The 24,841-nt window shown below is 70.2% G+C and carries 31 protein-coding genes; 11 read left to right on the top strand and 20 right to left on the bottom strand.

Annotation, left to right across the window (positions count from 1 at the left end; all coding sequences use genetic code 11):
• Window positions 1-356, top strand: a 356-nt coding sequence (locus AC6LKG_RS23330; RefSeq protein WP_498168691.1) for a citrate/2-methylcitrate synthase, incomplete at its 5' end; no start/stop codon positions are given.
• Between the two features lie 10 nt (window positions 357-366).
• Here AC6LKG_RS23330 and AC6LKG_RS23325 read toward each other — a convergent pair.
• The 7 genes from AC6LKG_RS23325 to AC6LKG_RS23295 all read right to left on the bottom strand — a co-directional run bounded on the left by AC6LKG_RS23325 (window position 367) and on the right by AC6LKG_RS23295 (window position 5,685).
• Window positions 367-846: a DUF6882 domain-containing protein gene (locus AC6LKG_RS23325; RefSeq protein WP_498168688.1), complete on the bottom strand. Its 480-nt coding sequence runs from the start codon at window positions 844-846 to the stop codon at window positions 367-369.
• 150 nt (window positions 847-996) lie between these two features.
• Window positions 997-1,773, bottom strand: a complete 777-nt coding sequence (locus tag AC6LKG_RS23320) for an aldolase/citrate lyase family protein (RefSeq protein ID WP_498168686.1) — start codon at window positions 1,771-1,773, stop codon at window positions 997-999.
• A gap of 11 nt (window positions 1,774-1,784) precedes the next feature.
• The gene (gene hpaH, locus AC6LKG_RS23315; RefSeq protein WP_498168683.1) at window positions 1,785-2,567 is read right to left on the bottom strand and encodes a 2-oxo-hept-4-ene-1,7-dioate hydratase; all 783 of its coding nucleotides are present in this window, start codon (window positions 2,565-2,567) and stop codon (window positions 1,785-1,787) included.
• Window positions 2,568-2,576: 9 nt separating this feature from the next.
• Window positions 2,577-3,440, bottom strand: coding sequence for a fumarylacetoacetate hydrolase family protein (locus AC6LKG_RS23310; RefSeq protein WP_498168681.1), 864 nt, complete (start codon window positions 3,438-3,440; stop codon window positions 2,577-2,579).
• On the bottom strand, window positions 3,437-4,309 hold the full coding sequence (locus AC6LKG_RS23305) for an amidohydrolase family protein (RefSeq protein ID WP_498168678.1): 873 nt from the start codon (window positions 4,307-4,309) through the stop codon (window positions 3,437-3,439). The genes AC6LKG_RS23310 and AC6LKG_RS23305 overlap by 4 nt, the downstream gene beginning before the upstream one ends.
• Before the next feature lie 9 nt (window positions 4,310-4,318).
• Window positions 4,319-4,711 carry a RidA family protein gene (locus AC6LKG_RS23300; RefSeq protein WP_498168675.1) on the bottom strand — a complete coding sequence of 131 codons (393 nt, stop codon included), beginning with the start codon at window positions 4,709-4,711 and terminating at the stop codon, window positions 4,319-4,321.
• Between the two features lie 8 nt (window positions 4,712-4,719).
• Window positions 4,720-5,685 carry a Bug family tripartite tricarboxylate transporter substrate binding protein gene (locus AC6LKG_RS23295; protein ID WP_498168673.1) on the bottom strand — a complete coding sequence of 322 codons (966 nt, stop codon included), beginning with the start codon at window positions 5,683-5,685 and terminating at the stop codon, window positions 4,720-4,722.
• 228 nt (window positions 5,686-5,913) lie between these two features.
• Here AC6LKG_RS23295 and AC6LKG_RS23290 point away from each other — a divergent pair, with 228 nt between their 5' ends.
• Window positions 5,914-6,546: a flavin reductase family protein gene (locus AC6LKG_RS23290; RefSeq protein WP_498168671.1), complete on the top strand. Its 633-nt coding sequence runs from the start codon at window positions 5,914-5,916 to the stop codon at window positions 6,544-6,546.
• Window positions 6,543-7,349: an IclR family transcriptional regulator gene (locus tag AC6LKG_RS23285; RefSeq protein ID WP_498168669.1), complete on the top strand. Its 807-nt coding sequence runs from the start codon at window positions 6,543-6,545 to the stop codon at window positions 7,347-7,349. Before AC6LKG_RS23290 ends, AC6LKG_RS23285 begins: the two co-directional genes overlap by 4 nt.
• A 10-nt stretch (window positions 7,350-7,359) precedes the next feature.
• Here the strand turns inward: AC6LKG_RS23285 and AC6LKG_RS23280 are convergent, their stop codons facing one another.
• Window positions 7,360-7,854, bottom strand: a complete 495-nt coding sequence (locus tag AC6LKG_RS23280) for a GNAT family N-acetyltransferase (RefSeq protein ID WP_498168667.1) — start codon at window positions 7,852-7,854, stop codon at window positions 7,360-7,362.
• 286 nt (window positions 7,855-8,140) lie between these two features.
• On the opposite strand from AC6LKG_RS23280, the gene AC6LKG_RS23275 reads away from it, so the two are divergent.
• A complete protein-coding gene (locus AC6LKG_RS23275; protein WP_498168665.1) occupies window positions 8,141-8,674 on the top strand; it encodes a MarR family winged helix-turn-helix transcriptional regulator in 534 nt (177 codons plus the stop codon).
• The gene (locus AC6LKG_RS23270; RefSeq protein WP_498168664.1) at window positions 8,671-9,432 is read left to right on the top strand and encodes a DNA alkylation repair protein; all 762 of its coding nucleotides are present in this window, start codon (window positions 8,671-8,673) and stop codon (window positions 9,430-9,432) included. The genes AC6LKG_RS23275 and AC6LKG_RS23270 overlap by 4 nt, the downstream gene beginning before the upstream one ends.
• A 50-nt stretch (window positions 9,433-9,482) precedes the next feature.
• Here the strand turns inward: AC6LKG_RS23270 and gstA are convergent, their stop codons facing one another.
• Window positions 9,483-10,088, bottom strand: a complete 606-nt coding sequence (gstA, locus tag AC6LKG_RS23265; RefSeq protein WP_498168662.1) for a glutathione transferase GstA — start codon at window positions 10,086-10,088, stop codon at window positions 9,483-9,485.
• A 100-nt stretch (window positions 10,089-10,188) separates the two neighbouring features.
• Here gstA and AC6LKG_RS23260 point away from each other — a divergent pair, with 100 nt between their 5' ends.
• The 3 genes from AC6LKG_RS23260 to AC6LKG_RS23250 all read left to right on the top strand — a co-directional run bounded on the left by AC6LKG_RS23260 (window position 10,189) and on the right by AC6LKG_RS23250 (window position 12,473).
• Window positions 10,189-11,064: a LysR family transcriptional regulator gene (locus AC6LKG_RS23260; protein WP_498168660.1), complete on the top strand. Its 876-nt coding sequence runs from the start codon at window positions 10,189-10,191 to the stop codon at window positions 11,062-11,064.
• Window positions 11,065-11,142: 78 nt separating this feature from the next.
• On the top strand, window positions 11,143-11,571 hold the full coding sequence (locus AC6LKG_RS23255; protein ID WP_498168658.1) for a GNAT family N-acetyltransferase: 429 nt from the start codon (window positions 11,143-11,145) through the stop codon (window positions 11,569-11,571).
• A 95-nt stretch (window positions 11,572-11,666) separates the two neighbouring features.
• Entirely contained in the window at window positions 11,667-12,473 is an 807-nt protein-coding gene (locus tag AC6LKG_RS23250; protein ID WP_498168656.1) for a DUF169 domain-containing protein, read from the top strand.
• A gap of 116 nt (window positions 12,474-12,589) precedes the next feature.
• On the opposite strand, the gene AC6LKG_RS23245 is transcribed toward AC6LKG_RS23250, so the two are convergent.
• Window positions 12,590-13,492, bottom strand: a complete 903-nt coding sequence (locus AC6LKG_RS23245; protein WP_498168654.1) for a LysR family transcriptional regulator — start codon at window positions 13,490-13,492, stop codon at window positions 12,590-12,592.
• Between the two features lie 107 nt (window positions 13,493-13,599).
• On the opposite strand from AC6LKG_RS23245, the gene AC6LKG_RS23240 reads away from it, so the two are divergent.
• Together AC6LKG_RS23240 and AC6LKG_RS23235 are read left to right on the top strand one after the other, a co-directional pair.
• Window positions 13,600-14,808 (top strand): MFS transporter, encoded by a 1,209-nt coding sequence (locus AC6LKG_RS23240; protein WP_498168653.1) that lies wholly within the window; start codon window positions 13,600-13,602, stop codon window positions 14,806-14,808.
• Between the two features lie 68 nt (window positions 14,809-14,876).
• A complete protein-coding gene (locus AC6LKG_RS23235) occupies window positions 14,877-15,545 on the top strand; it encodes an HAD family hydrolase (RefSeq protein ID WP_498168652.1) in 669 nt (222 codons plus the stop codon).
• 63 nt (window positions 15,546-15,608) lie between these two features.
• On the opposite strand, the gene AC6LKG_RS23230 is transcribed toward AC6LKG_RS23235, so the two are convergent.
• The 10 genes from AC6LKG_RS23230 to AC6LKG_RS23185 form a co-directional block, all read right to left on the bottom strand.
• On the bottom strand, window positions 15,609-15,992 hold the full coding sequence (locus tag AC6LKG_RS23230; RefSeq protein ID WP_498168693.1) for a c-type cytochrome: 384 nt from the start codon (window positions 15,990-15,992) through the stop codon (window positions 15,609-15,611).
• A gap of 182 nt (window positions 15,993-16,174) precedes the next feature.
• Window positions 16,175-17,128, bottom strand: coding sequence for a DMT family transporter (locus tag AC6LKG_RS23225; RefSeq protein ID WP_498168650.1), 954 nt, complete (start codon window positions 17,126-17,128; stop codon window positions 16,175-16,177).
• A gap of 128 nt (window positions 17,129-17,256) precedes the next feature.
• Window positions 17,257-18,147, bottom strand: a complete 891-nt coding sequence (locus AC6LKG_RS23220; protein WP_498168647.1) for an AraC family transcriptional regulator — start codon at window positions 18,145-18,147, stop codon at window positions 17,257-17,259.
• A gap of 93 nt (window positions 18,148-18,240) precedes the next feature.
• Window positions 18,241-19,533, bottom strand: coding sequence for an RNA polymerase sigma factor (locus AC6LKG_RS23215; protein WP_498168644.1), 1,293 nt, complete (start codon window positions 19,531-19,533; stop codon window positions 18,241-18,243).
• Complete coding sequence (locus tag AC6LKG_RS23210; protein WP_498168641.1) at window positions 19,530-19,937, bottom strand: VOC family protein; 408 nt, start codon at window positions 19,935-19,937, stop codon at window positions 19,530-19,532. The genes AC6LKG_RS23215 and AC6LKG_RS23210 overlap by 4 nt, the downstream gene beginning before the upstream one ends.
• Window positions 19,938-19,979: 42 nt before the next feature.
• A complete protein-coding gene (locus AC6LKG_RS23205; protein ID WP_498168639.1) occupies window positions 19,980-20,393 on the bottom strand; it encodes a YciI family protein in 414 nt (137 codons plus the stop codon).
• Window positions 20,394-20,538: 145 nt separating this feature from the next.
• Window positions 20,539-20,892, bottom strand: a complete 354-nt coding sequence (locus AC6LKG_RS23200) for a YciI family protein (RefSeq protein ID WP_498168637.1) — start codon at window positions 20,890-20,892, stop codon at window positions 20,539-20,541.
• Window positions 20,893-21,092: 200 nt separating this feature from the next.
• Entirely contained in the window at window positions 21,093-22,088 is a 996-nt protein-coding gene (locus tag AC6LKG_RS23195) for an OmpA/MotB family protein (RefSeq protein WP_498168635.1), read from the bottom strand.
• Complete coding sequence (locus AC6LKG_RS23190; RefSeq protein ID WP_498168633.1) at window positions 22,085-22,948, bottom strand: motility protein A; 864 nt, start codon at window positions 22,946-22,948, stop codon at window positions 22,085-22,087. The genes AC6LKG_RS23195 and AC6LKG_RS23190 overlap by 4 nt, the downstream gene beginning before the upstream one ends.
• 202 nt (window positions 22,949-23,150) lie before the next feature.
• Window positions 23,151-23,738: a GNAT family N-acetyltransferase gene (locus AC6LKG_RS23185; RefSeq protein WP_498168630.1), complete on the bottom strand. Its 588-nt coding sequence runs from the start codon at window positions 23,736-23,738 to the stop codon at window positions 23,151-23,153.
• A 107-nt stretch (window positions 23,739-23,845) separates the two neighbouring features.
• On the opposite strand from AC6LKG_RS23185, the gene AC6LKG_RS23180 reads away from it, so the two are divergent.
• Window positions 23,846-24,841: NYN domain-containing protein (locus tag AC6LKG_RS23180; RefSeq protein ID WP_498168629.1), on the top strand; the 996-nt coding region annotated here is incomplete at its 3' end.

Genomic DNA, 24,841 nt, shown 5'->3' with positions numbered 1-24,841 from the left:
CGCATGGCCTGCGCCAGCGGCTGGCGCGGGGCGAGGACCTGCCGGGTTTCGGCCATCACCTCTATCCCGCCGGCGATCCGCGCGCCAGCGCCCTGCTGGCGCGGATACTGCCGCGGCGCCCCGAGTGGCAGGCATTGATCGAACAGGCCTTCGAGCTGTCGGGACAGCGGCCCTCGGTGGACTTCTCGCTGGTGGCGGTGCGGCGCCATCTGGGCCTGCCGCCGGGCGCGGCCTTCGGCCTGTTCGCGCTGGGACGCTCGATCGGCTGGCTGGCGCACGGGCTGGAGCAGCGCGCCAGCCCCGATTTGATCCGGCCGCGCGCGGCCTATACCGGGATTCATCCGGACGCGGCGTAGCGGCGGCGCGTCAGGCCTTGGACAAGGTCACCTGGCCGAACGTCATCCAGACGTGGGCGGTGTTAGAGGCCTGCGCGCGGTACGAGCCGCTGGCCTCGCCCAGCCGCATGGCGACGGCGGTGAATTCCCAGGCCAGGGCATCGTCGCACGGCACCTTGCGGTGGGTGTATGCCTCCAGGCCATGGGCCTGGCCGAAGGCCAGCGCCAGTTGGGCGTGTTCGGCCAGGCCGGCCGGCACCGACGGATGATCCCAGCCCCACAGGAAGCTGCCGTCCTCGCTGTTGGAGGTGCCGACGATCTGCACCGGCGCCTGCGCGGTGATCTCGCCGGGCAGCCGGAATACGATCAGGCCGCTGTCCATGTCCACGGACCATTGCTCGGCCTGGTCCAGGTGCCAGGTGGCGCAATGCGCCGAGGTGGCGGCCCGCATGCCTTCCAGGCTCTGGGCGATGTAATTGGAAACGTCGAAGGGCTGCGTGGTGTCGGACATGCGGGACTATGCGGGTGATGGAAAGGCGATAGCGTACCCCCAAAGGCCCGCCCGTCGGAGGAGACTGCTGGCGGGCGCGACAATCGGCGCGAGCACCCAGCGGCACGGCGCAGGCTGGCGGCCGGTTCGCATCGCGAACCATTGTCCGCGCTAGCCGGCGTTTGGCGATGCGAAGCGCTGCGCCAATTGGTCGCAATGCCGCGCCAGCAGGGCGGCGTCCACGCCGACGGCCGTGAACAGGCTGCCGGCCGCTATGTAGCGCCGCGCCAGCGTCTCGTCCACTGTCAGCACGCCGGGCGCCTTGCCGGCCTGGCGGATGCGGGCGATGGCGGCTTCGACGGCGGCCACCACGCGCGGGTGGCCGGGCTCGCCCGGATAGCCCAGGCTGGCGGCCAGGTCGGCCGGGCCGATGAAGATGCCGTCCACGCCGTCGACCGCCGCCATGGCCTCCAGTTGCTCCAGCGCTTCGCCGCTCTCGGCCTGGACCAGCAGGCACAATTCGTTTTCGCAGTGCCGCATGTAGTCGGCGACGCGGCCGTAGCGGGTGGCGCGCACTGTGCCGCCGACGCCGCGCACGCCGCGCGGCGCGTAGCGCATGCCGGCCACGGCCTGGCGCGCCTCGTCGGCGTTCTGCACATAAGGCAGCAGCAGGGTCTGTGCGCCGATGTCCAGGTAGCGCTTGATCTGCAGGTTGTCGTTCCAGGTGGGGCGCACCACCGCGTGGGTGGGATAGGTGGCCACCGCCTGTAGCTGCGCCATGACGGTGGGCAGCAGCGCGGGCGAGTGCTCGGTGTCCAGCAGCAGCCAGTCGAAGCCGGAGCCGGCCACCAGTTCAGCGCTGTTGGGGTTGGCCAGCGTGACCCACAGGCCGGTCTGGTGGCGCTGTTCGCGCAGCGCGCGCTTGAAGGGATTGGGGGGAGGTTGCATCGTCGGCCTCGTCAGGAAAAGTGCACCGAGATGCTGCCCAGCGGGCCGTAATCGGCATGGATGGTGTCACCCTTGGCCACCGCCACGGTGCGGGTGAACGAGCCCGCCAGCACGATGTGGCCGGCTTCCAGCCCGGTGTCGTGCGCGGCCAGTTTGTTGGCCAGCCAGACGATGCCCATGGCCGGATGGCCGAGCACCGCGGCCGACACGCCCGATTCCTCGATCACGCCGTTCTTGAGCAGCAGCGCCGCGACCCAGCGCAGGTCGACGTCCAGCGGCTTGACCGGACGGCCGCCCAGGATGATGCCGGCGCAGGCGGCGTTGTCGGCGATGTTGTCGACGATGCGGCGCGGATACTTGCTGCGGCCGTCGATCAGTTCCAGCGCAGGCACCACGTAGTCGGTGGCGTCGAGCACGTCGAACAGCGTCACACCAGGGCCGCGCAGCGGCTTGCCCAGCACGAAGGCCAGTTCGACCTCGACGCGCGGCACGATCAGTTTTTCGGTGGCGATGGTGTCGCCGTCCTGGAAGAACATGGTGTCGAGCAGGTGGCCGTAGTCGGGCTCGTCGATGCCGACGGTGCTTTGCATGGCCTTGGAAGTCAGGCCGATCTTGTGGCCGCGCAGGCGCGCGCCGGCGGCCACCTTGCGGGCGATGTTGATCTGCTGGATGGCGTAGGCGTCGGCGATCTCGATGCCGGGAAAGGCCTGGTCCAGTTGCGTGGTGGGCACGCCGGTGCGTTCGGCCTCGATCAGCAGCGTGGCGGCCTGCTGGCGTTGTGCGTCGTTCAACATGGGGTGTCCTCAGGAGCGCGCGGCCGTTTCGTCGGCCACGGGGTTGGAGAGCGTGCCGATACCGGAGACTTCCACTTCGACCACGTCGCCCGGCTTGAGAAAGCGCGGCGGATCGAAGCGCACGCCGGCGCCGATGGGCGTGCCGGTGGAAATGACGTCGCCCGGCTTGAGCGTGGTCCAGATCGAGATGTAGCGGATCAGTTCGGCGAACGGGAACATCAGGTTGGCGGTGCTGTCGTGCTGGCGCACCTCGCCGTTCACGCGGGTGGTGACCGTCAGCGGCGCTTGTGGATCGAAGGCGTCGGCGCTGACCAGCCACGGGCCCATGGAACCGCTGGCATCCCAGTTCTTGCCCTGCGTCACGTTGAACTTGCCGTGGCGCAGCCAGTCCCGCACCGTGCCTTCGTTCAGGCAGGTCAGGCCGGCGATGTGCGACCAGGCGTGCTCGGCGGCGATGCGGCGGCCGGTCTTGCCGATGACGATGGCGATCTCGCCTTCGTAGTCGAGCTGCTCGGATTCGGGTGGGCGCAGCAGCGGCTGGCCGTGGCCCACGAACGATTCGGGAAAGCGCGGGAACACGCTGGGATATTGCGGCGGCGCGCTGCCGTCCTTGTATTCCTCGTTGCGATGGCCGTAGTTGACGCCCACGCAGATGATCTTGCCGGGGTTGGCAATGGGCGGCAGCAGAGTCAGCTCGGACAGCGGCAGCGTGGCGTCCAGGCGCTCGGCCGCCGCCGCCAGGCGCGGCATGGCGCCCGCAGCCACCGCTGCCTGCAGGTCGGCGTGGCCTTGCCCGCCCAGGTCGACCACGGCGTCGCCGCGCAGCAGGCCGAAGCCGGCGCGGCCCTGATGTTCAAAAGACAGGAATTTCATGCGTCGAATCCAAAGAGGCGGGCCGGGTTGTCGACCAGGATTTTCTTGAGGGTGGCGTCATCGACGGCGTAGCGGACCAGCTGGTCCACCAGGCGGCCTTCGTCGGGCGGCTGCTTGACCGACACCGGGTGCGGCCAGTCGCTGCCCCAGACCACGCGCTCCGGGTTGGCGGCGATCAGCGCCTGCGCCAGCGGCACCACGTCGTCCCAGGGTGGGCCGCTGCGCGACAGTTTTTCGGTCAGTGACAGCATCACCCAGAAGTTGCCGCGCGCCAGCAGCTCGACCAGTTTGCGGCGGGTGGGGTCGGCGGCGCCGGCAGCGGGGTCGGCACGGCCCATGTGATCGAGCAGCACCGGGATGTCCAACCGCTCGAATTGCGCCGCCTGCGCCATCATGCCGTCGGGCTCGGGCTGGAACTTGGCATACCAGCCCAGTTCGCGGATGCGGGCGATGGCGCGCTCGAACACGGCCGGCTCCATGCTGATGCCCAGGCCTTGGCGCGTGAAGCGCGCGCCGCGCACGCCGGCGTCGTGCAGCCGGGCGATGTAGGCATCGTCGCGCTCGGCCAGCACCGCCGCGTTGGCGCAGCCGCGATAGCCGGGGCCAGCGGCGGCCAGGCCGTCCAGCACCACCTGGTGGTCGGCGCCATAGGTGGTGGCCTGGACGATGACGCCGCGCTCGATGCCCAGCAGGCGGTGCAGGCCCAGCGCGGTCTCGATGGTGGCGCTGGGCATCTCATACGCAGCGCCGGGACGCACGGGATACCGGTCGGCGGGGCCGAACACGTGGAACTGGCTGTCGCAGGCGCCCGGCGGCAGGCGCCGCGCGGGCGCGGTGGGATGCGGGTTGAAGGGCAGGTATTGCGGCATGTCGTTCCTTCAGTCCAGCACGGCGACGAAGTCGCATTCGATCAGCTTGTCGCCGTCCAGGTCGGCCTGCATGGTGTGGCGCGCGGGCCGGTCGGCGGGGTCGGGGAAGGCGCGCAGCCAGACGGCGTTGAGCGCCGCGCGCTGCGAGCGGTCGCGCATCCACACGGTCATCTTGGCGATGTGCGCGAGCGAACCGCCGCCGGCTTCGACGATGCGGCGCACATGCTCGAACATCAGTTCGCATTGCCGTTCCAGCGTGTCGCCATAGGCGCCGGTGGCCGGGTCGGTGCCCTGGATGCTGCCCGAGTACAACTGCTTGCCGATGCGGCAGGCGGCGGGGATGGGGTTCTTGTGGCTGAAGCCTTCGGCGTAGATGCTCTGTCGTGTGCTTTGTCGTGTCATGGCGGACCTTAGTTGGCGGTGATGCCCGCGCGCTTGATGATGGGCGTCCAGCGCGCATCCTCGGCGGCCAGATAGCGGGTGAAATCGGCGGGCGAGCTGGCCTGGGCGTCGGCGCCCAGTTCCTGGAAGCGCTGGATGATCTCGGGCTGGCTCAGGATCTTCGCCAGCGCCTGGCTCAGGCGCGCCAGCACCTCGGGCGGCGTGCCCTTGGGCGCCAGGAGGCCGGTGAAGGTGGCCGCTTCCATGCCTGGCACGCCGGCCTCGGCGAAGGTCGGGATGTCCGGCAGCGACGGCACGCGCTTGGCGGTGGTCACGGCCAGGCCGCGGGTACGGCCTTCCTTGATGTACGGCAGCGACACCGAAATCTGGTCGAAGTTGAAATCCACCTGGCCGCCCAACAGGTCGGTGGTGGCGGGCGCGTTGCCCTTGTATTGCGCGGTGGTCCAGCGCGCGCCGGTCAGCGATTGCAGCAGTTCGCTCACCAGGTGGTTGGTGGTGCCGGCGCCGGGCGAGGCCATGTTGAGCTTGCCGGGCTCCTTCCTGGCCAGCGCCAGCAGGTCGGCCAGGGTCTTGACCGGCAGGTCGGGCCGCACTTGCAGCACCAGCGGCGTGTACGACACCGAGCTGATCGGCTCGAAGTCCTTGTCCCACTTGTAGGCCTGGCGCTTGAAGATCAGCGGGCTGAACAACAGCGGGCCGTTGGCGGCCATGAACAGGGTGTAGCCGTCGGGCGCCGCGCGCGCCACCTGCTCGCCGGCGATCATGCCGCCGGCGCCGGGCTTGTTCTCGACGATGAACGGCTGGCCGAAGGCGGCTTGCAGGCCGGGGCTGATCAGGCGCGCGGCTACGTCGACGTTGCCGCCAGGCGGGTAGGGCACCACGATTTTCACGGGTTTGTCGGGCCAGGCGGCGTGGGCCAGGGTGGTCGCGGCCATCAGCGCCAGGGCGGCGCCAGCCTTTGCAATCGGGGTCATGATTTGTCTCCAGTGCATGGGTGTGTTGTTGTTTTGGGAGACTCTAGAAACTTGGCCGCGCGGCGACAACGCCAAAAATCCGAAAAAGTCCGGATGTTGGACTTATTGCGGCAATCGCGGTTTGCCCCGATTCACTGGCCAGCCGAAAACCCGGGAAAATGCCATGAAAGCCCGGGCCGGCGGCAATGCCGCGCCGTCCCGCCAGGTTCAACATATGGACGTCTTGTGATGCGTATCTCCGCCCCGGAACTCAGCCCCGAACAAACCTACAAGCTCATGAGCGGCATCGTGGTGCCGCGCCCGATCGCCTGGATCAGCACGCTGGGGCCGGGCGGCAAGGTCAACCTGGCGCCGTTCAGTTGCTTCACCTTCGTGTCGAACACGCCGCCGATGCTGGGCATCAACATCGGCCGCAAGGCCGGCCAGCGCAAGGACACCGCCCGCAACATCCTGGAGCACGGCCACTTCGTGGTGAACATCGGCAACGCCGGTCTGCTCGACGCCATCCACGCCAGCGCCGAGGAGCATCCGCCCGAGGTCAGCGAGGCCGAGCTGCTGCAACTGGATGTGGTGGCCGGCGAGCACATCGCTACGCCGCGGCTGGCGGCGGCGCCGGTCAGCCTCGAATGCACGCTGCACAGCGTGATCCCGTTCGGCAATACCGGCGCGGAGTTCTTCGTGGGCGAGGTCAAGCTGTTCCACATCCGCGACGGGCTGGCGCGCGACGGCAAGATCGACACCACCTTGCTGGATCCGGTGTGCCGCATTGGCGGGCCGAACTACGCCCTGCTGGGGCCGCTGGTGACCAAGCGGGCGCTGCGGCAGACGCCCAAGTCCGTCATGGGCAAGGACGCGGCATGAGCGGGCCGGGCGCCGCCCAGGCCGACGAGGCGCTGCCGGGCGCGCAGACGGTGCGCCGCGCCATGGCCATCTTGCGGCTGGTGGCCTGCGGCCAGGAGCGCGGCGTGCGCCTGATCGACCTGCAGCGCATGTCGGGGCTGAACCGTCCAACCGTGCACCGGTTACTCAAGACCTTGATCCAGGAAGGCGCGGTGGAGCAGGACGCGGCCACGCGGCGTTATCTGATCGGCCCGGAGATCAGCCTGCTGGGCCTGGCGCGCACGCGCCGCTTTCCCCTGCTGACGCTGGCCGACCCGTATCTGGCGGAGCTGGCCGACCAGGTCGGCGACACGGTGTTCCTGAGCGTGCGGCACGGCCACGACTCGATCTGCATCGGCCGCAAGACCGGCCATCATCCGATCCAGGTGCTGTCGATCGAGGTGGGCGTGCGCCGGCCCCTGGGCCTGGGCGTGTCGGGCGTGGCGCTGCTGTCATGCCTGGCGGAAGCGGAAAGCGCCGCCATCGTGCAGGCCAACGCGGCGCGCCTGGCGGTGGCGGGGGAACAGGCCGAGGACATCCTGGCGCGGGTCGGGCAGGCGCGCGCCCTTGGCATCGCCCATGCGCCCGCCGGCCTGATGCCCGGCACCAGCGCCGTGGCGTTGCCGATCCGCGCCGAAAGCGGCGAGCCGCTGGGCGCGGTGACCGTCACGGCGATGGCCGAACGCCTGGCGGGCGGCCGGCTGGCGCAGGTGGTCGAGCGCATGCGCGAGCGCGCCGCTGCGATTGCGCGGCGCCACGCCGAGGTGCATGAACGGCGGCGTTGAACCGCAAAGGTCAGCGGCCGGGACGCGCCAGCACGTAGACGCGGGTGGCGCGGCCGTAGTGCGCTTCGATGCCGCGGAAGGTGAAGCCCAGTTTTTCCAGCACGCGCTGCGAGCCCAGGTTGTCGGGCCAGGCGACGGCCACCAGCGCGGCCACTTCCAGGGCGCGCCAGGCGTAGTCGCATAGCTGGCGTGCGGCCTGGGTGGCATAGCCTTGGCCCCAGGCTGCGCGTTGCAGGCGATAAGCCAGTTGCAATGAGCCGGTGTCTTCGAGCTGCGTCAGGCTGATCCAGCCGATAGCGGCGCCCTGCGGATCGACCACTGCCCAATGGCCGATATCGCCGGGCGGCGTTTGCAGCCAGTCCAGCAGTTCCTGGCGGCGCGCCTGTGTGGCGGGCTTGATGCCGGTGCTGTGGCGCATGACCTCGGGATCGGATTCCAGGGCCAGGATCATGGGCACGTCGTCTTCGCGCAGGCGGCGCAGGCTCACGGCCGGGGCGGTTGGCATGATTGGCGGGGCGCTCAATGCGTCAGCGGCGAGCCGGCCGCGACTCGGCACGGGACGCGCCCGCCGTGGCGCTGTTCGAGGCGGTCCCGGGGCGCCGGGAGGCGTTCGCGGATGGCTGGATCGTTGGGACGGGCGCGTGGGATCGAGGTCATGTGCCAGATGCTAGCACCTGGCCCGCGGGGGCGCGATGGGGAGGGCGCCTGCCCGGTAACGCCGCCGCCGGCGCGTTTGCCCATTATGATTTGGTGCCTTATCATATGCTGCCATATTAATTGCCGGACACGCCATGCCGCCCGCCATTCCCGCCATGCTGGAGCCCAAGCATCATGCGCTGCTGGACGAGGCCGCCCGCCGTGGGCTGGCGTCGTCCGACGGCATCCAGTTGTGCTTCCAGGTGCTGGCCCTGGCCGGCGCCATCGATCGCGACTGTGCCGCGCGCCTGGCGCCGCGGCAGTTGTCGGAGGGCAAGTTCGTGCTGCTGTTCCTGCTGCACGGACAGGCCGGCGGCCTGTCGCCGCATGAACTGGCGGCGCGCGCGGGCGTGACGCGCGCCACCGTCACCGGCCTGCTCGACGGGCTGGAGCGCGACGGATTCGCGCTGCGCCAGCCGGGCCTGGACGACCGGCGCCGCATTAGCGTGACGCTCACCGCCAAGGGCAGGACGGCGGCGGCGCGGCTGTTCAAGGAACACGCGCAGTGGATCGGGTCGCTGTTCGACGCCTTGTCGCCGGCCGAGCGGCGCCAGCTCGGCGGCCTGCTGGAAAAGGTGTGGCGCGGCACCGACAGCGGCCGCGCGGCATTGGCCGGGAGCGCGCCATGACCGCCGCCCGCCGTGGCGTCAAGGATATCGGCGCCGACCGCCTGGCACAGTTGAATGCCGGCGCGCCCGCCACGCACCTGACCGAGTGCCTGGCGGTGGATTTCGCCCTGCTGATGCAGGCGCTGGCGCCCGAGGTCGGCTCCGCCGGCATTGCCGCCATGCGGGCCGCGGCGGCGCTGGGCATCTCCAAGCGCATGGCGGCGGCGGCGCGTATCCTGCACGACAGCCTGGGCGCGGCCGGCTTCGAGCGGATGGCGGCGCAGCCGTCCGACACCGCGCGCGGCTGGGCCTGTTTCATGGTCGGATCAGCGCCGAAGCTGTCGCTGGCGCAACGCCTGGCGCGTATCCGGCCATTGGCCGACGACGCCCATTTCGGCGTGCGCGAATGGGCCTGGCTGGCCTTGCGCCCGGCGCTGGCGGCGGAGCTGGACGCGGCCATCACGCAGTTGCAGGGATGGACGGCGTTGCCTTCCGAACGCCTGCGCCGTTTTGCCAGCGAGGCGTTGCGGCCGCGCGGCGTCTGGTGCGCGCACATCGCCGCGCTCAAGGCGGATCCGGGACGGGCGCTGCCACTGCTGGAGCCGTTGCGGGCCGATCCGGCCGTTTATGTGCAGGATTCGGTGGCGAACTGGCTGAACGACGCCAGCAAGGATCAGCCGGACTGGGTCAGGCAGGTGTGCGCGCGCTGGCTGACGCACAGGCCGGCCGCGGCGACGCAGCGCATCTGCCAGCGGGCGTTGCGCACCATCGGGGCGTAGCGTACCCCACGAGGTTGCGCGGCCGTCGGCGGCGCTCGCGGGGCGGCAGGTCAGCCCCGCGCCTCGGCGGCCAGCGCGGCCTGAACCGCGGGGCGGATGTCGATGCGCTGCTGGAACTCCACCAGAACGGGCCAGCGCGCCAGTTCCACGTCCAGTTGCGGGGCCCAGCGCAGCACCGCGTACAGATAGATGTCGGCGATTCCATAACGGTCCCCCGCCAGCGCCGGCCGCGCCAGCAAATTGGCGGCTACGTAATCCAGGCGCTTTTCCAGCCGCGCCTGCCACCACGCGCGCGCGGCTTCGGGCAAGTCGCGATTGAACAGCGGACCGAAGCCGCCATGGATTTCCGCCGAGATGAAGTTCAGCCATTCGTGTAGTTGGCTGCGGGCCCAACTGCCGGCGGGCGGGACCAGACCGGCTTCGGGCCGCAGATCGGCCAGGTACTGGCTGATGGCGGGGCCTTCGGTCAGCACCCGGCCATCATCGATTTCCAGGGCGGCCACGTAGCCCTTGGGGTTGATGGCCAGGAAATCGCCGCCGTCGGCGGTGCGCTTGCTGCGATTGTCGACCCGCACCAGATCGAACGGCAGGTCGAGCTCGCGCAGCAGGATATGGGGTGACAGCGAACAGGTACCGGGGGTGTAGTAGAGCTTCATGCAAGGCATTCCAGAAAACAGAGGAGGCGCCAGGATGCCCACGGCTGAAGTATCCGTAAAATTACTTCTTCATAAGTGTGCGATAAGTTGAATTGATGCCATGATGAACCTGATCCATTGGCGGCTGCTGCTGGCGGTGGTGGACGCCGGCAACATCACCCATGCGGCCAGGCAAGTGGGCATGACGCAGCCGGGCGCCAGCCAGGCCATTGCCCAGTTGGAAGATCACCTTGGCGCTCCGCTGTTCACGCGCGAGCGGCGCCAGAGCCTGCCGACCGCGTTGGGCCTGCGGGTGGCGCACGAGGTCCGCGCCATGCTGGCCGCGCACGCTCGCATCCAGGCGCTGGGGCGCGAGGCATCCGGCGCGCCGGGCGGGGTGCTGCGACTGGCCAGCTTCCCGATGGTGTTCTCGACCATCCTGCCGCCGGTGTTGCGGCGCTTTCGCCAATTGCATCCGGCCATCGAGGTGGTGCCACTGGAGGCCAGCGACAGCGAGATCGAGGCGCTGCTGGCGGCGGGCACGGTGGACGTGGGGGTGGTGCTGAACCCGCCCGCGCGGCGCGGCGCCTGCCCCTTGGGCGAGGATGCCTGGGTGGCGGTGCTGCCGGCGTCCCATCCCCTGGCGCGCGGCGCCGCCGTGACGCTGGCGCAACTGGTGGCGCAGCCCTTCGTGCTGGCCACCGGCGGTTGCAGCGTGCATGCCGGCAGCGTGGCGGCGGACGCCGGGCTGGCGCTGGCCGATGTGCGCGCCACGGTGATGGAATGGGCCAGCGCGTTTGCACTGGTGCGCGAGAACGTCGGCGTGGCGCTGGTGCCCGAACTGACACTGCCGGAAAACCGGCGCGGGCTGCGCGTGTTGCCGCTGGCGTCGCCGGTGCGGCGGCGTTTCGCGCTGGCGGCCTCGCCGGGCGCGTCCGGCGAGGCCGCCGTGCAGGCCCTGTTCGAGATGTTGCGGCGGGATGACAGCCGCGCCTGACTCACGCCTGCGCCAGGCGTGTACGGTCATCGTGGCGACATCGTGTCCGCCTAGCATCAGCGCTTTCCGCGAGGCTCCATGATCATCCGCAATGCCCAGGCCGGCGACAGCGCCGGCATCGTTGACCTGCTGGCCCAGTTGGGCTATCCCGGCACCGCCGGCTTCGTGCCCGAGAAGATCGAACGCCTGCTGGGGCACCGCGACGCCGAGCTGCTGGTGGCCGAGGACGGCGACCGGCTGCTGGGCTTCATCGGCCTGCACTTCATGGTGCAACTGGCGCTGCCCGGGGATTTCTGCCGCATCACCTATTTCTGCGTCGGCGACGCGGCCCGGGGCAGCGGAGTGGGCCGGGCGCTGGAAGAAGCGGCCGAGGCGCTGGCGCGGGCGCGCGGCTGTGACCGCATCGAAGTGCACTGCCACCAGCGGCGCACTGACGCGCACCGCTTCTATCACCGCCAGGGCTACGAGGAATCACCGAAGTATCTGATGAAATCGTGCCGCGCTTGAGCGGGGGCGCCGCCGCGCCGGTCAGGCCGGGTTGGCGCCCGCGCCCCGCTCTCGTGTAGTCTTGCCCGTTCCAACGACAAGTCCAAAGGACGGGCATGGAAGAGACAACCCAAGTGACCACGCAGGATGCGCCGCGCGACTGGGCGGCGCTGGTCGACGACCTGAACCGCCTGCTGCGGCTCAAGACCACGGTCATCGGCATGAAGCTGTACGAGGACGAGGCGGCGCTGGCTGGCGTCAAGGGGCTGCGGCGCCCCAAGGCCACCCATACCACCGACCAGATCGTCGGCATGGCGGCGCGGCTGGGCTGGACCGTCGGCATTACCGGCGACGACCTGGTCGGCGCGCAGTGCCGCGCGGTGATCGGCCTGGGCCCGCAGGACGAAGCCTGGCGCAGCGGCAAGGATTACGTCGGCGTGTGGCATGCCACCGAGGCCGACGCCCGCGCCCGCCAGGAGGCCCTGTCCTGCGTGCCGGCGGGCAGATACCGCGCCATGGTGGTGTCGCCGCTGGCCTCGGGCCGGCTCGATCCGCCCGACATCTGCCTGATCTATGCGACGCCCGGGCAGATGATCATCCTGATCAATGGCCTGCAGTGGAAAAACTACCGGCGCTTCGACTGGAGCGTGGTGGGCGAGACCGCCTGTGCCGACTCCTGGGGGCGGGCGCTGGCCACCGGCGAACCCAGCCTGTCCTTGCCCTGTTATGCCGAGCGCCGCTACGGCGGCGTGCCGGACGAGGAAATGCTGATGGCGCTGCCGCCGCGCTACCTGCCCATGGCGATCGAAGGCATGAAGGCGCTGTCGGCCAATGGCCTGCGCTATCCGATTCCGCCTTACGGCATCCAGAACGACGTGCGCGCCGGCATGGGCGTGAGCTACGCGCAGCCGCCGCGCGCCTGAGGAGGGCGGGCCTGGGATCGCGCGCTTTCGATGGTCGGGGCGAGGGTTGACGGGGCAGTCGCCGGCGCGCGCGTCGGTGCGCCGCCGGGCGCTTGTCGCCAATAAGGCGCGCCGGGTCAGTCCCCCGCCAGCGCCGCCGCCAGCGTGCGCGCCGCCGGGCCCAGCGGCTGGTCGATGCGGTGCGCCAGGTAGACCTCCGTGGCCACCTGGCTGCCGCGCCCCAGGCTGCCGGTGGGCAGGCGCAGCAGCCGGCCTTCGGCCAGGTCGCGCTCGACCAGCCACAGTGGCAGCCGGCCCCAGCCAAGGCCTGCCAGGATCAACGCATGCTTGGTGTCCTGGCCGCTGACGCGGCAGGTCTGCGGTGACAGCACAGCGAAGTCGCGGCCGGCGCTGAGCGTGGACGGATCGATCTGCACCACCTGCAGGTGATCGGCCAGGTCGGGCGCGGTCAGCGTTGCGCCGTCGGCCACGCGCGCGGCCAGGGGATGGCTGGCGCCGACCACGGCCACCATCTGCACCGACGACAGCGCCTGCATGGCGATGCGCGGATGGCGGAAATGTTCGCCGGCGATGATGCCGAGCTGGTGGCTGCCGTCGAGCAGGGCGGCGATCGGCCCGCCCAGCGGCAGCACCGCGACGCGCGTGGCGACAGACGGATAGGCCGCCCGCAGCCGGTTCAATGCGGCGCCGACCCGGGCAATCGGATACAGGGTGTCCACCACCAGCGACAGCTCCAGCTCGACGCCTTCGCCCAATCCCTGGGCGCGGGCCCGCATGGCGTCGACCCGCAGCAGGATGTCGCGCGCATTGGCCAGCAGCGCCTGGCCTTCCGGTGTCATGACGGGGCGGTGACCGCCCCGGTCGAACAGCTTCACGCCCAGCTGCATTTCCATGTTGGCGATGGCATGGCTGACGGCCGACTGCACCCGCGCGAGGTGCCTGGCGGCGGCGCGGAAACTGCCGGTGTCGGCCACGGCGGCGAACACGCGCAACTGGTCCAGGGTGAGGGCGTCTATCATGGTTCGTCCTGATCTGTTTTTCAGATCGGTTTCATCGAAAGATTATCACTTATCGGAATCGATTCCGGCGGGCATGCTGGCGGCATTGCAAGCGAGGAGAGGCAGGGATGGATAAGGTGGAAAGCGCGGCGCGGGCCGGCCAGCCGGCGGCGACCCGCTGGGGGGCGGTGCTGGCGATCGTGGGCGCCGGGGTGGTGGCGTCGTTGCAGGTGGGCAAGGTGATCATCGCGGCGCCGCTGCTGCGGCGCGACCTGGGGTTGGACCTGGCGTCGATCGGCACGCTGACGGCGGTGTTCTCGATCCTGGGCGTGCTGGGCGGCATCGCGGCGGGCGGCGTGATCGCGCGTTTCGGCGCGCGCCGCATGCTGCTGTCCGGCCTGGCGACGGTGGCCGCGGGCACGGCGGCGGGCGCGCTGGCGCCCGGCTATGGCGTGCTGCTGGCCTCGCGCGTGCTCGAGGGCCTGGGGTTCCTGCTGATCACGGTGGCCGGGCCGGCGGCCCTGCAGCGCCTGGTGCTGCCGTCCAGCCGCGACCTGGCCTTTGCGCTGTGGAGCTGCTACATGCCGGCGGGCATGGCGATCGCGATGCTGGCCTCGCAGGCCTTCGGCGACTGGCACGCCTACTGGTGGTGCGCCGGCGCGGCCGCAGTGATCGCGCTGGCCTGCATCGCCGCGCTGGCGCCGCCCACGCCCGCCGGCGCCGGCCTGTCCTGGCGCGGGTTGAGGCAGGACACGCGCGACACCCTGGGCGCGGCCGGTCCGATGCTGCTGGCGGCCTCGTTCACGCTCTACAGCCTGATGTTCTTTGCGCTGTTCACCTTTCTGCCGGTGCTGCTGATGGACAAGCTCGGCCTGCCGTTGGCCACCGCCGGGCTCTACAGCGCGGCGGCCAGCGCCGCCAACATCATCGGCAACCTGGGCGCCGGCGTGCTGTTGTCGCGCGGCTGGCGGCGTTCGACCCTGATCGCCTGCGCCAGCGTGGCGATGGGCGTGGTGGCGCTGCTGATCTTCCGTTCGGTGTTCCCGGCGATGCCGACCTTCCTCTTGTGCGTGTTGTTCTCGGCGGTGGGCGGGTTGATCCCGGCGACGCTGCTGGGCACCGCGCCGCTGGTGGCGCCGCGGCCGGCATTGACCGCCGCCACGGTGGGGCTGGTGATGATGGGCAGCAACCTGGGGCAGGTGATCGGTCCGGTGACGGTGGGCGGCCTGATCGACCGCTACGGCTGGGCGCAGGGCGCGCTGGTGGTGGCGGCCGCGGCGCTGGGCGGCGTGGCGATTGCGTGGCGTCTGCGGGGGCTGGGCGGGGCGCGGTTGTAACCGGCGGGCGATGCGCGGGCTGTCATGCAAACGGCCTATCATGAAGCGTCGTCTTCTATGGAGTCTGCATGCCTACGCCCGCCCCGCGCCTGGTCATCTTCGATTGCGATGGTGTGCTGATCGACAGCGAAATCATCGCGGCCCGCGCCCAGTCCAGCGCCCTGGCCGAACACGGCATCGCCATCACGCCGCAGGACGCGGCGCGGCGCTTCGCCGGCATTCCCGACGCCGACATGTGGCAGACCCTGCAGGACGAGAACGCGCGCGCCTTGCCGGCGGATTTTCCGCGCCAGTACGCCGACCGGCTGCAGCACACCTTCCGCCAGGAGTTGCGCGCCTTGCCCGGGGTGCGCGAGACCCTGGCCGCCTTGCGCCAGCGCGGCATGGACTATTGCGTGGCGTCCAGCAGCACGCCGCCGAAACTGGAAGCGGCGCTCAAGCTGGTCGGGCTATGGGAGGAATTCGCGCCCAACGTATTCAGCACCGCGCAGGTGGCGCATGGCAAGCCGGCGCCGGATGTGTTCCTGTTCGCCGCGCGGCAGATGCGCACCGCGATCCTGGAGTGCGTGGTGGTCGAGGACAGCGTGCCCGGCGTGCGCGCCGCCCGCGCCGCGCGCATGCGCGCGGTGGGCTACATCGGCGCCTCGCACAACGGGCCGGACCAGCGCAAGCGCCTGCTGGACGAAGGCGCGTTCGAGGTCATCGACGACCTGCGGCGGCTGTCGGAGATCATCTAGCCGCGGTCGTGCGCGCGCCGCCGACGCCGCCGGCGCGCGTCGGCGAGGGCGGCGGATCATGCGTCAGCGGCTCTTGGCAATCACGCCGGTCATGTATTCGTTCAGGTCGCGGAAATCCTTGACCGTCCAGGCGTGCGGCGGCACTTTCACGCCGTTTTCGCGCAAGATCCTGGGAATCAGGTCGCCGTTGGGTCGCAGGATCACCGAGGACACGATAACGCCCGGATAGTCGATCAGCCGCTTCCTGAAGGCGGCGGTGGTCAGATCCGGGGTGGGCGGGTTGCTTTTCCTGGCCAGCGGCCCGGTTCCCTTGATGTCCGCGCCATGGCACATGGCGCAGCGTTGCTGGAACAGATTCCTGCCGTTGATGTTCTCGGCAGGGGAAGGCGAAGTTTGAACCAGCGCGGAAAATCCCAGCGCGGCCAGGGCAACCGTTGTTGTTTTCATGAAGGCGTGTGGTGTCGGTCGGCGTCCCGGTCGGGCGGCCCGGCGGCGCCAGGCCATGGTCCCGATCCGGGTGATGGCATCCAGGTCAATCCAGTTCCTGGATCGCGCGAAAAAAGCGCCTCGCATTCTAGGGTCTGGCGGCCTTGTCCGCTTGCCGTCGCGCGGTTGCACGCCGATGCCGGCTAGGCTGGTAGCGCTTCGGGCTTGACCCGCACCGCGCTGAGCACGCCGATCATCAGCAGGGCGATGCCGGCCAGCGTCAACGGCTGCGGCATGCTGCCGCGCAGGATGAAGGCGTAGGCCAGCGCCGCCAGCGTCTCGAACACGATCAACTGCCCGGCCAGCGCGGTCGGCAGGCGCTGGCTGGCTTCGTTCCAGCACAGCGTGCCCAGCCACGAGGCGAACAGGCCGATGATGATCATCAGGCCCAGGAACACCTCGGGACGCGGCCCCAGCGGCATGTCGAAGCCGCTGCCGGTGGCGGCCATGCCGCCCCACAGCAGGCCATAGCCGGCCAGCGCCAGCGGCAGGGTGGCCACGCCCTGGGCGGTGGCCCAGGTGCGCGGACTGCGGCCGGGATGGTTGCGCAGCCAGTCGGCGTTGCGCAGCGGATACCAGGTCCAGCACGCCACCGCGCCCAGCGCCAGCACGGCGCCGATGGCGTAACGCGACAGGTCGGCATCGGCCTCCTGGCGCAGCGCCTGCAATTCGACCTGATTGACGCAGGCGATGCCCAGCGCGATCAGCGCCAGGGAGGGCGCCAGCCGCTTCCAGGGCAGGCGGCCGTCGCGGCGCGCGTTGCGCAGATTGGCGCAGATGGCGATCACCACCGGCAGCGTGCCGATGATCATGGTGGGCACCGGGCCGCCGGCGCGCTGGATGGCGCTGGCCAGGCACAGGTAGTACAGCAGGTTGCCGATAGCGGCCAGCTTCAGGGCCTCGATCCAGTCGGCGCGGCCGAGCTGGCGCAGCGCCTTGCGATCGAGCCAGGTCAGCGGGATGGCGATCAGGCCGAAAGCCAGATAGCGCGCCACCGATTGCAGGGCGGCGGGGTATTCCGGCAACAGCAGCGGGCCGACGAACACCAGCCCCCACATCAGTCCGGCCGCCAGCGCGTACAGGGTTCCTGCCCACATGAAGATTCCCAACGGGTATTTGATGGACGGGGCAGTCTAGCGGCGGCTGGCGCGGCCAGTCTTGTACCAGATTGCTGCGGGCAGCGAGCCCGCCGCGGCAGCCGGTCGGCGGTGCGGTGGCGGCCGGCTCAGGCGCGCACCTGCCTCTGGTAGCGGGCGGGCGTGACGCCGTAGCGGCGGGTGAAGGCGCGGGTCAGGTGGGCCTGGTCGGTCAGGCCGGCGGCCAGGGCGGCCTGGGCCGGTGCCTCGCCGGCGGCCAGCAGGCGCTTGGCCTCGAACAGGCGCAGCGCCATCAGCGTCTGCTGCGGCGTGGCGTGGTACTGGGCCTGGAAACTGCGCAGGAAGTGGAACGGACTGAGGCCGGCCACGGCGGCCAGCTCCTCCAACGTCAGGCGGCGCGCCAGATTGGCGCGCAGATAGTCGATGACCGGCGCGAAGCGCGGCGCGCCTTCGGGCCGCGGCGGCGCCGGCACGCGCGCATGGCGCCGGAACTCGACCAGCAACGCGTGCAGCGCGCTGTCGAACGCCAGCGGTTCGCGCGCCCGCCACAGGGCGTCGAGCAGGACGGTGACGCGCCGCGCGCTGGCGGCGTCATGGCCCACCGCGCAATCGAACCACCAACCGGCCTCGCCGGCCACTTCGGCGACCACGTCCGGGTCGATATAGGCCATGCGATAGCGCCAGCCGCCTGCGGTCTCGGCGCGGCCGGTGTGTAGTTCGTCCGGGTTCATCAGCACCACCGAGCCGGGTGGCGCCAGATGTTCGGCGCCGCGGTAGCGGAAGCGCTCCACGCCGGTTTCGATGGCGCCCAGGCCATAGGCCTCGTGGGTGTGCGGCTCGAAGGCGTGGCGAATGATGTGGGCGCGGTACAGCTCGATGCCGGGGCGGTGCGCCGGGCGGCGGAATTCGGCGCGGTCGTTGGGATGATCGAAGGCCTGCGGCACCCCCGCGAGCGGCGGCTCGGGGCGCGCGTCGTCGGCGGCGGGCAGGCTGCCGGTGGAGGGCGGGATTGAGGCCATGGCGGAATTTAAGCACGTCCGGCCTGGCCGCGTCCGCTGGCGCCGGACCTGGCGCGCCGTCCGCGCGGCCCTCCCGGGTCGGCGCGGCGGCGCTCAGTCCGCCGCCGGCAGCCCCCGCGCCCGGGCCAGCAGCATCTCGCGTTCACGCGCGTTGCGCGTCATGGCGGCGGCGCGTTCGAATTCCGTGCGCGCCTCGGCGTGGCGCCCGAGCCTGGCCAGCAGGTCGCCGCGCACGCTGGGCAGCCAGTGGTAGTTGGCCAGCGCCGGATCGCGCGCCAGTTCGTCGACCAGGTCCAGCCCGGCCTGCGGGCCGAAGGCCATGCCCACGGCGACGGCGCGGTTCAGTTCCACCACCGGCGACGGCATGGCCTGCGCCAGCGCGTCGTACAGCGCCACGATGCGCGCCCAGTCGGTCTCTTCGGGCCGGCGCGCGCGGGCATGGCAGGCCGCCAGCCCGGCCTGCAGCGCATACGGCCCGCTGGCCCCGCCCAGGCTTTCGGCGCGTTCCAGCGCGGCCAGGCCGCGGCGGATCAGCAGGGTGTCCCAGCGGCCGCGGTCCTGCTCCAGCAGCAGCACCGGCCGGCCCTGGGCGTCGCTGCGGGCGTGCAGCCGCGAGGCCTGTAGTTCCATCAGCGCCACCAGCCCATGCACTTCGCTATCGCCGGGCGTCAATTCGGCCAGGATGCGGCCCAGCCGCAGCGCTTCGTCGCACAGCGCCGGCCGCATCCAGTCTTCGCCCGAGGTGGCGGCGTAGCCTTCGTTGAAGATCAGGTAGATCACTTCCAGCACCGAGGCCAGGCGCTGCGTCCGTTCCCGCGGCCCGGGCACCTCGAAGGGTACGCGCGCCGCCGACAGGCTGCGCTTGGCCCGCACGATGCGCTGCGCGATGGTCGATTCCGAGGCCAGGAAGGCGCGCGCGATCTCGGCGGTGGACAGCCCGCCCAGCAGCCTGAGCGTCAGCGCCACGCGCGCCTCGGTCGAGAGCAGCGGATGGCAGGCGGTGAACACCAGCCGCAGCAGGTCGTCGCCGATGTCGTCCTGGCGCGCGGCATCCAGCGCCTCGACGAAATCGGGTTCGACGTCGGCCTGCAGCGCCTCCAGTTCGTGGCCGATCTGCTCGTGCTTGCGGCGGTGGATGGCGTCCAGCCGCAAGCGGTCGCGGGCGCGGTTCTTGGCGGTGGTCATGAGCCAGGCTCCCGGGTTGTCCGGCACGCCGCTGGCCGGCCAGCGCTCCAGCGCGGCCACCAGCGCGTCCTGGGCCAGTTCCTCGGCCAGGCCGACATCGCGCACCAGGCGCGCGACGCCGGCAATGACGCTGGCGGCCTCGATGCGCCAGACGGCCTCGATGGCGCGGTGGGTTGCCGCCGATCCGGCCGGGGCGGTCATGCCTGCGGTGTGGCGCCGGGTTCCATGTAGAACACTTCCCAGATGTGGCCATCCAGGTCATCGAAGCCGTGTCCGTACATGAACCCGTGGTCCTGCGGCGCGCGCGGCGCCGTGCCGCCGGCCGCCTTGGCGCGCGCGACCAGGTCGTCGACTTCGGCGCGGCTTTCGCAGGACAGCGCGATCAGGGCTTCGGTGCCGCCCTTGGCGTCGACGACGGGCTTGTTGGTGAAGCCCTGGAAGAAGTCCTGCGCCAGCAGCATGACGTAGATGTTGTCGCCGACCACCATGCAGGCGCCCTGCTCATTGGTGAATTGCGGATTGAAGCTGAATCCCAGGCTTTTGAAGAAGGCTTGCGATTTCGCCATGTCGGCGATGGGAAGGTTGACGAAGATCTGCTTGTGCATGATGGGTCTCGCGGCGGGCGTCGTTAAGGGGGATTGGGCGGTTCACTGGCCGTTGCCGGGCAGTTCGCGGAAGCGGTCGATTTCCTGGCCGGGGCCGAAGTCTTCCAGTTCATACATCTGCCGCACCTCGATGGCGCAGGGCTGGCCCGGGAAGGGGTCGGGAAAGCGCAGCGTCCATTGCAGGGCTTCCTCGCGCGAGCGGGCCTGGATCATCGTGTAGCCGGCGATCAGTTCCTTGGTGTCGGCGAACGGGCCGTCGATGACCTTGCGCTGTCCCTGCGCGTCGTAGTGCACCCGCCAGCCCTTGGACGATGGCTGCAGGCCGCTGGCGTCGAGCAGCACGCCGGCCTTGGCCAGGCCTTCATGGTAGGTCGCCATGGCGTCGAGCAGGCTGGCTTCGGGCAGCCTGCCGGATTCGCTGTCGGCGTTGGCGCGGACGATGATCATGAATCGCATCGGGAATCTCCTGGTATCGATGGCCCCAGCCGCAAGGCGCGGCAGGGTCGGTACTGGCACGACGCATGAGCGGCGCGTGGATCGACACGAAAACGCCCGGGCAAGGGTAAATACCTAGTCGCCCGTCGGCGGCCAGATCCCGGCGCTACAGGAAACAGGGGCCCAGTTCGCGCACCTCGACCGTGGCCCAGCGCGCCGCCGGGCATTCGGCCGCCAGCGCCAGCGCTTGCGCGCGGTCCTCGCAGTTGAGCAGGAAGAAGCCGCCGATCATTTCCTTGGCCTCGGCGAAGGGGCCGTCGACCAGCGTGCGCTGGCCGTCGCGCACGCGCAGCCGCACGCCCTCGGCATCGGACTTGAGCGACTCGGCGCGCGCCAGCAGGCCGCGCGCCTGCAGCCCTTCGGCGTAGCGCAGCATCTGGGCATAGACTTCGCGGCCTTCCTCGGGCGTGCGCTCGGCGCGCTGTCCGGGGGGCTCGACGATGAGAAGCATGTACGGCATGGCGGTTCCTGGTGGATAAGGGCGCCGGGGGCGGCGCTTGGGCGCGGGCCGCGACGCGCATCGGGCGTCCTGGCCGGCAGCCGCCAGATTACGCTGTTTGCGCTGCGGCGGACAGGTCGGCTTGCGGCTTCCCGCCGAGGCCGTGGCGTGGCCGCTCGCGCTTGCCATTGCCGGCCGGGGCCGGGTGGGGGCACGGCGCCTCAGGAATTGCCCGCCGGCGCGGCCTGCGCGGCGGCCGGCGGCTTGGCGGCCCTGCCGCCGGCCGCCTGGGCCTGCCCCGGGGCAGGTTTGGCCGGCGCGGTGATATCCATGATCAGTTCCACGCGCCGGTTGGCCGCGCGGCCCGCCGCGGTGTCGTTGGACTCGATCGGGCGCGTCTCGGCGTAGCCCACCGCGCGCAGGCGGTCGCCGGCAACGCCGTCGCGCACCAGTTCGCGCAGCACGCTGGTGGCGCGGCTGGTGGACAGTTCCCAGTTGGAGGCGAACTGCCGGGTCTGGATCGGGACCGGGTCGCTGTGGCCTTCGACCGACACCTGGTAGTCGTTCTTGTTGAGGATCGTGGCCAGGCGCTTGATCACGTCCAGGCCCGACGGGCTGAGCGTGGCCTGGCCAGAGGGGAACAGCAGTTCGTTGCTGATGCGGAAGCTGACCGATTGCTCGTTGATGATGACATCGACCGAGTTGCCCAGGTCGGCCAGTCCCAGCGATTCCTTGGAGGGCGCCTTCAGCGGCGGGGCGGCGGGTGCCACCACCTCGCCCTCACCGGCCGGGGCGGCCGCCGGCGTGGCGGCGCTGGCCGTGGCCACCGGCGCGGCGGGTTCAGCCCAGCTTGCGGGGATGGCCGGGGTGTCGAATTCGGCATATTCGCCGTCGTAGGCCGGCAGCCCCTTGGACGCCAGGCTGCCGACGATGTCGACCTGCTGCTCGCCGGGTTCCGGGAAGCCGCCGTTCAGCCGCGACACGGCCAGCAGGACCACCAGCAACGCCAGCAGCAGGGTGATCAGGTCCAGGTAGCTCAGCAGCCAGTTCTCGGCATCGCTTTCGACGACTTCATCGACGTGCCAGCGGGCGTAGCGGTCCTTGCGTTCGCTCTTGCTGGGGCGCCAGCCGCTGTTGGCCGCGGCCTTCTGCGCGCGCAACTGGGCCTGGCGGGCCTGCTCGATCCGCTGCGCCAGGGAAGGGGAAATCAGGCTCATTGGCGCGCGGCGGCGGGGCGGGTGATGGAGACGGGTTTGGCGGCGCCGGACGCCGGCGCGGCGGTCTTGCCGGGCGGTGTGGTGGCGCCGCCGTCGTAGATTTCGTCCTCGACGTGCATGACGAACGAGTTCAGGGTCTCGCGCACCACGGCCGGGCCGCGCTTCTCGCACATCATCGAGATGCCCTGCAGCACCATGTTCATGGACTCGACGCGGCGCGCGGTGCGGCGCTCGAGCTTGACGGCGATCGGCTTGCACACCAGGTTGGCCAGCAGGATGCCGTAGAACGTGGTCATCAGGCCGATGGCCAGTTGCTGGCCGATGGTGGTCATGCTGCCATCGCCCAGCACCGACATCAGGTTGATCAGGCCGACCAGCGTGCCCAGCATGCCGAAGGCCGGCGCGAAGGTGGCCATGACGCGGAACATCTGGGCCTCGGCCATCTCGCGGGCGCGCAGCCGCGCCACGCGCCATTGCAGCAGCTCGATGATCTGGTCTTCGGGGGTGTTGTCGATGATCAGTTGCACGCCGGTGCGCAGGAACGGATTGCTGACCTTCTTGAGTTCCTGTTCGACCTTGTGGACGTCGGTGTTCATCCAGAGCTGCGCCATGTTGACCAGTTCCTCGATGTCGCGCTGCTGGTCGTGCTGGTCGCTGCGGAACACCGTGACCACCAGCTTGAACACCCGCATCACTTCGGACAGCGGGTAGGCGATGAACAGCGCGGCGCAGGTGCCGCCCAGCACGATGGCCAGGCCCGGCATGTTGAAGTACATGCCAGGGTCGGTGGCGGCCAGCGCGATGACGATGACCAGGGTGAGCAGGCCGACAACGGCGCCGATGACGGTAGACGGATTCATGGATCTTGCCCGATAGCTAGCGCATCCGGTTCACGGAATGCGGGATGGTGGCAAATTCTAGCCACGGCGCGGCCATGGCAATCCGTCGGAAAACGGGGCGAAAGGGGCGGTAAGCGCCGGCTTGAAGCGGCGTCCGGGCGCGGCCAGTGAGGGAATAAATGGGGCCGGATTTACTTCGCGGTGACCGATTCCGAGGCAGGCGTCAATGGGGGGAGGCGTCGCTTCCTCCCGACGCGCGCCACGCCCGCCATTCCTCGCGCGTGATCTCCCAGATCTCGGCCATCTGCCGTCCCGAGACGAAACCGCGTTCCTCGGTGGCCACCAGCCGCATGCCGGTGCGCTCGGACAGGCGGCGCGAGCCGTCGTTGGCCGCCGCCTTGGGCGCGCGCAGCACCGGCTGGTCCAGCACCTCGAACCAGAAGTCCGTGACCGCCTCGCTGGCCTCGGTCATGAACCCCTGGCCGCGATAGTCCGGGTCGAGCCAGAAGCCGCGGTGATTGCCCGGGTCGTCGCGCATCAGGCTGATCACCCCGATCAGGCGGCCGGGCTCGGTGCGCGGGCGCAGCGACCAATGCCACTGCACGCCGCGCCGCATGGCCGGCAGCGCCACCTGTTCCACGTAGGTGCGGGCGCCATCCTCCGGATACGGCCAGGGCACCTGCTCGGCCAGGTATCGCACCACTTCCCACTGCGGAAAAATGCGCTGGATGGCGGGCGCGTCGTCCGCGCACAGCGGTCGCAGCAGCAGGCGTTCGGTGTCGAGCGGGGGCGGGGCGGGTACGTCGGGCATGGCGGTCGGCGGGGCGGGGCGAGCGGAAATGTATATCATGGGCGGCGAAACGCGGCCAATCGCCCCCGCCAGGCGGCCGGGGCGGCCGCGGCAACGGAGAAACACTTATGAATGCCAACGAAAACGTCAGCATGGCGCTTTTTTGCGACTTCGAGAACGTGGCGCTTGGCGTGCGCGACACCAAGTACCAGAAGTTCGACATCCGCCCGGTGCTGGAGCGCCTGCTGCTCAAGGGCAGCATCGTGGTCAAGAAGGCCTATTGCGACTGGGAACGCTACAAGGAATTCAAGGCGCCGATGCACGAGGCCAATTTCGAGCTGATCGAGATCCCGCACGTGCGCCAGTCGGGCAAGAACTCGGCCGACATCCGGCTGGTGGTGGACGCGCTGGACTTCTGCTACACCAAGTCGCACGTCAATACCTTTGTCATCATCAGCGGCGATTCCGATTTCTCGCCGCTGGTGTCCAAGCTGCGCGAGAACAACAAGAAGGTGATCGGGGTGGGGGTCAAGCAATCCACCTCGGACCTCCTCATCGCCAATTGCGACGAATTCATCTTCTATGACGACCTGGCGCGCGAAGGCCAGCGCGCGGCCGACGCCCGCCGCGACAACCGCGGCGGTGGCAATGCCGGCCAGCGCCGCACGCCCGACGAGGAGCGTCGCCGCAAGGAAGAATTGGAAGCCCGCAAGACCCAGGCGGTCGACATGGTGGTCGAGACCTTCGAGGCTTTGATGGCCGAACGCGGCGACAGCGGCAAGATCTGGGCCTCGGCCCTGAAGGACGCGCTCAAGCGCCGCCGGCCGGATTTCAACGAGTCGTACTACGGCTTCCGCGCCTTCGGCAACCTGCTGGACGAGGCGCAATCGCGCGGCTTCCTGGAGGTCGGGCGCGAGGAGAAATCCGGCACTTACGTCTATCGCGACAACGCCGGCGGCGCGCCGGTCCTGGCGGCGGGCCGGTCGGACTCGCGCGCGGCCGAGGCCCTGTTGCGCGACGGCCACCATGCGCAGGCCGAAGCGCTGCTGCGCCAGGCGCTGCAACATGACCGACCGCCGGTGACGCTATGGCGGCTGCTTGCGCGGGCCTTGCGGCGCCAGGGA

The sequence above is a fragment of the Achromobacter sp. 46006 genome, from assembly GCF_059761975.1.
Note: the sequence above shows the minus strand (reverse complement) of the source record. Positions and strands in the feature narration are given on the sequence as shown.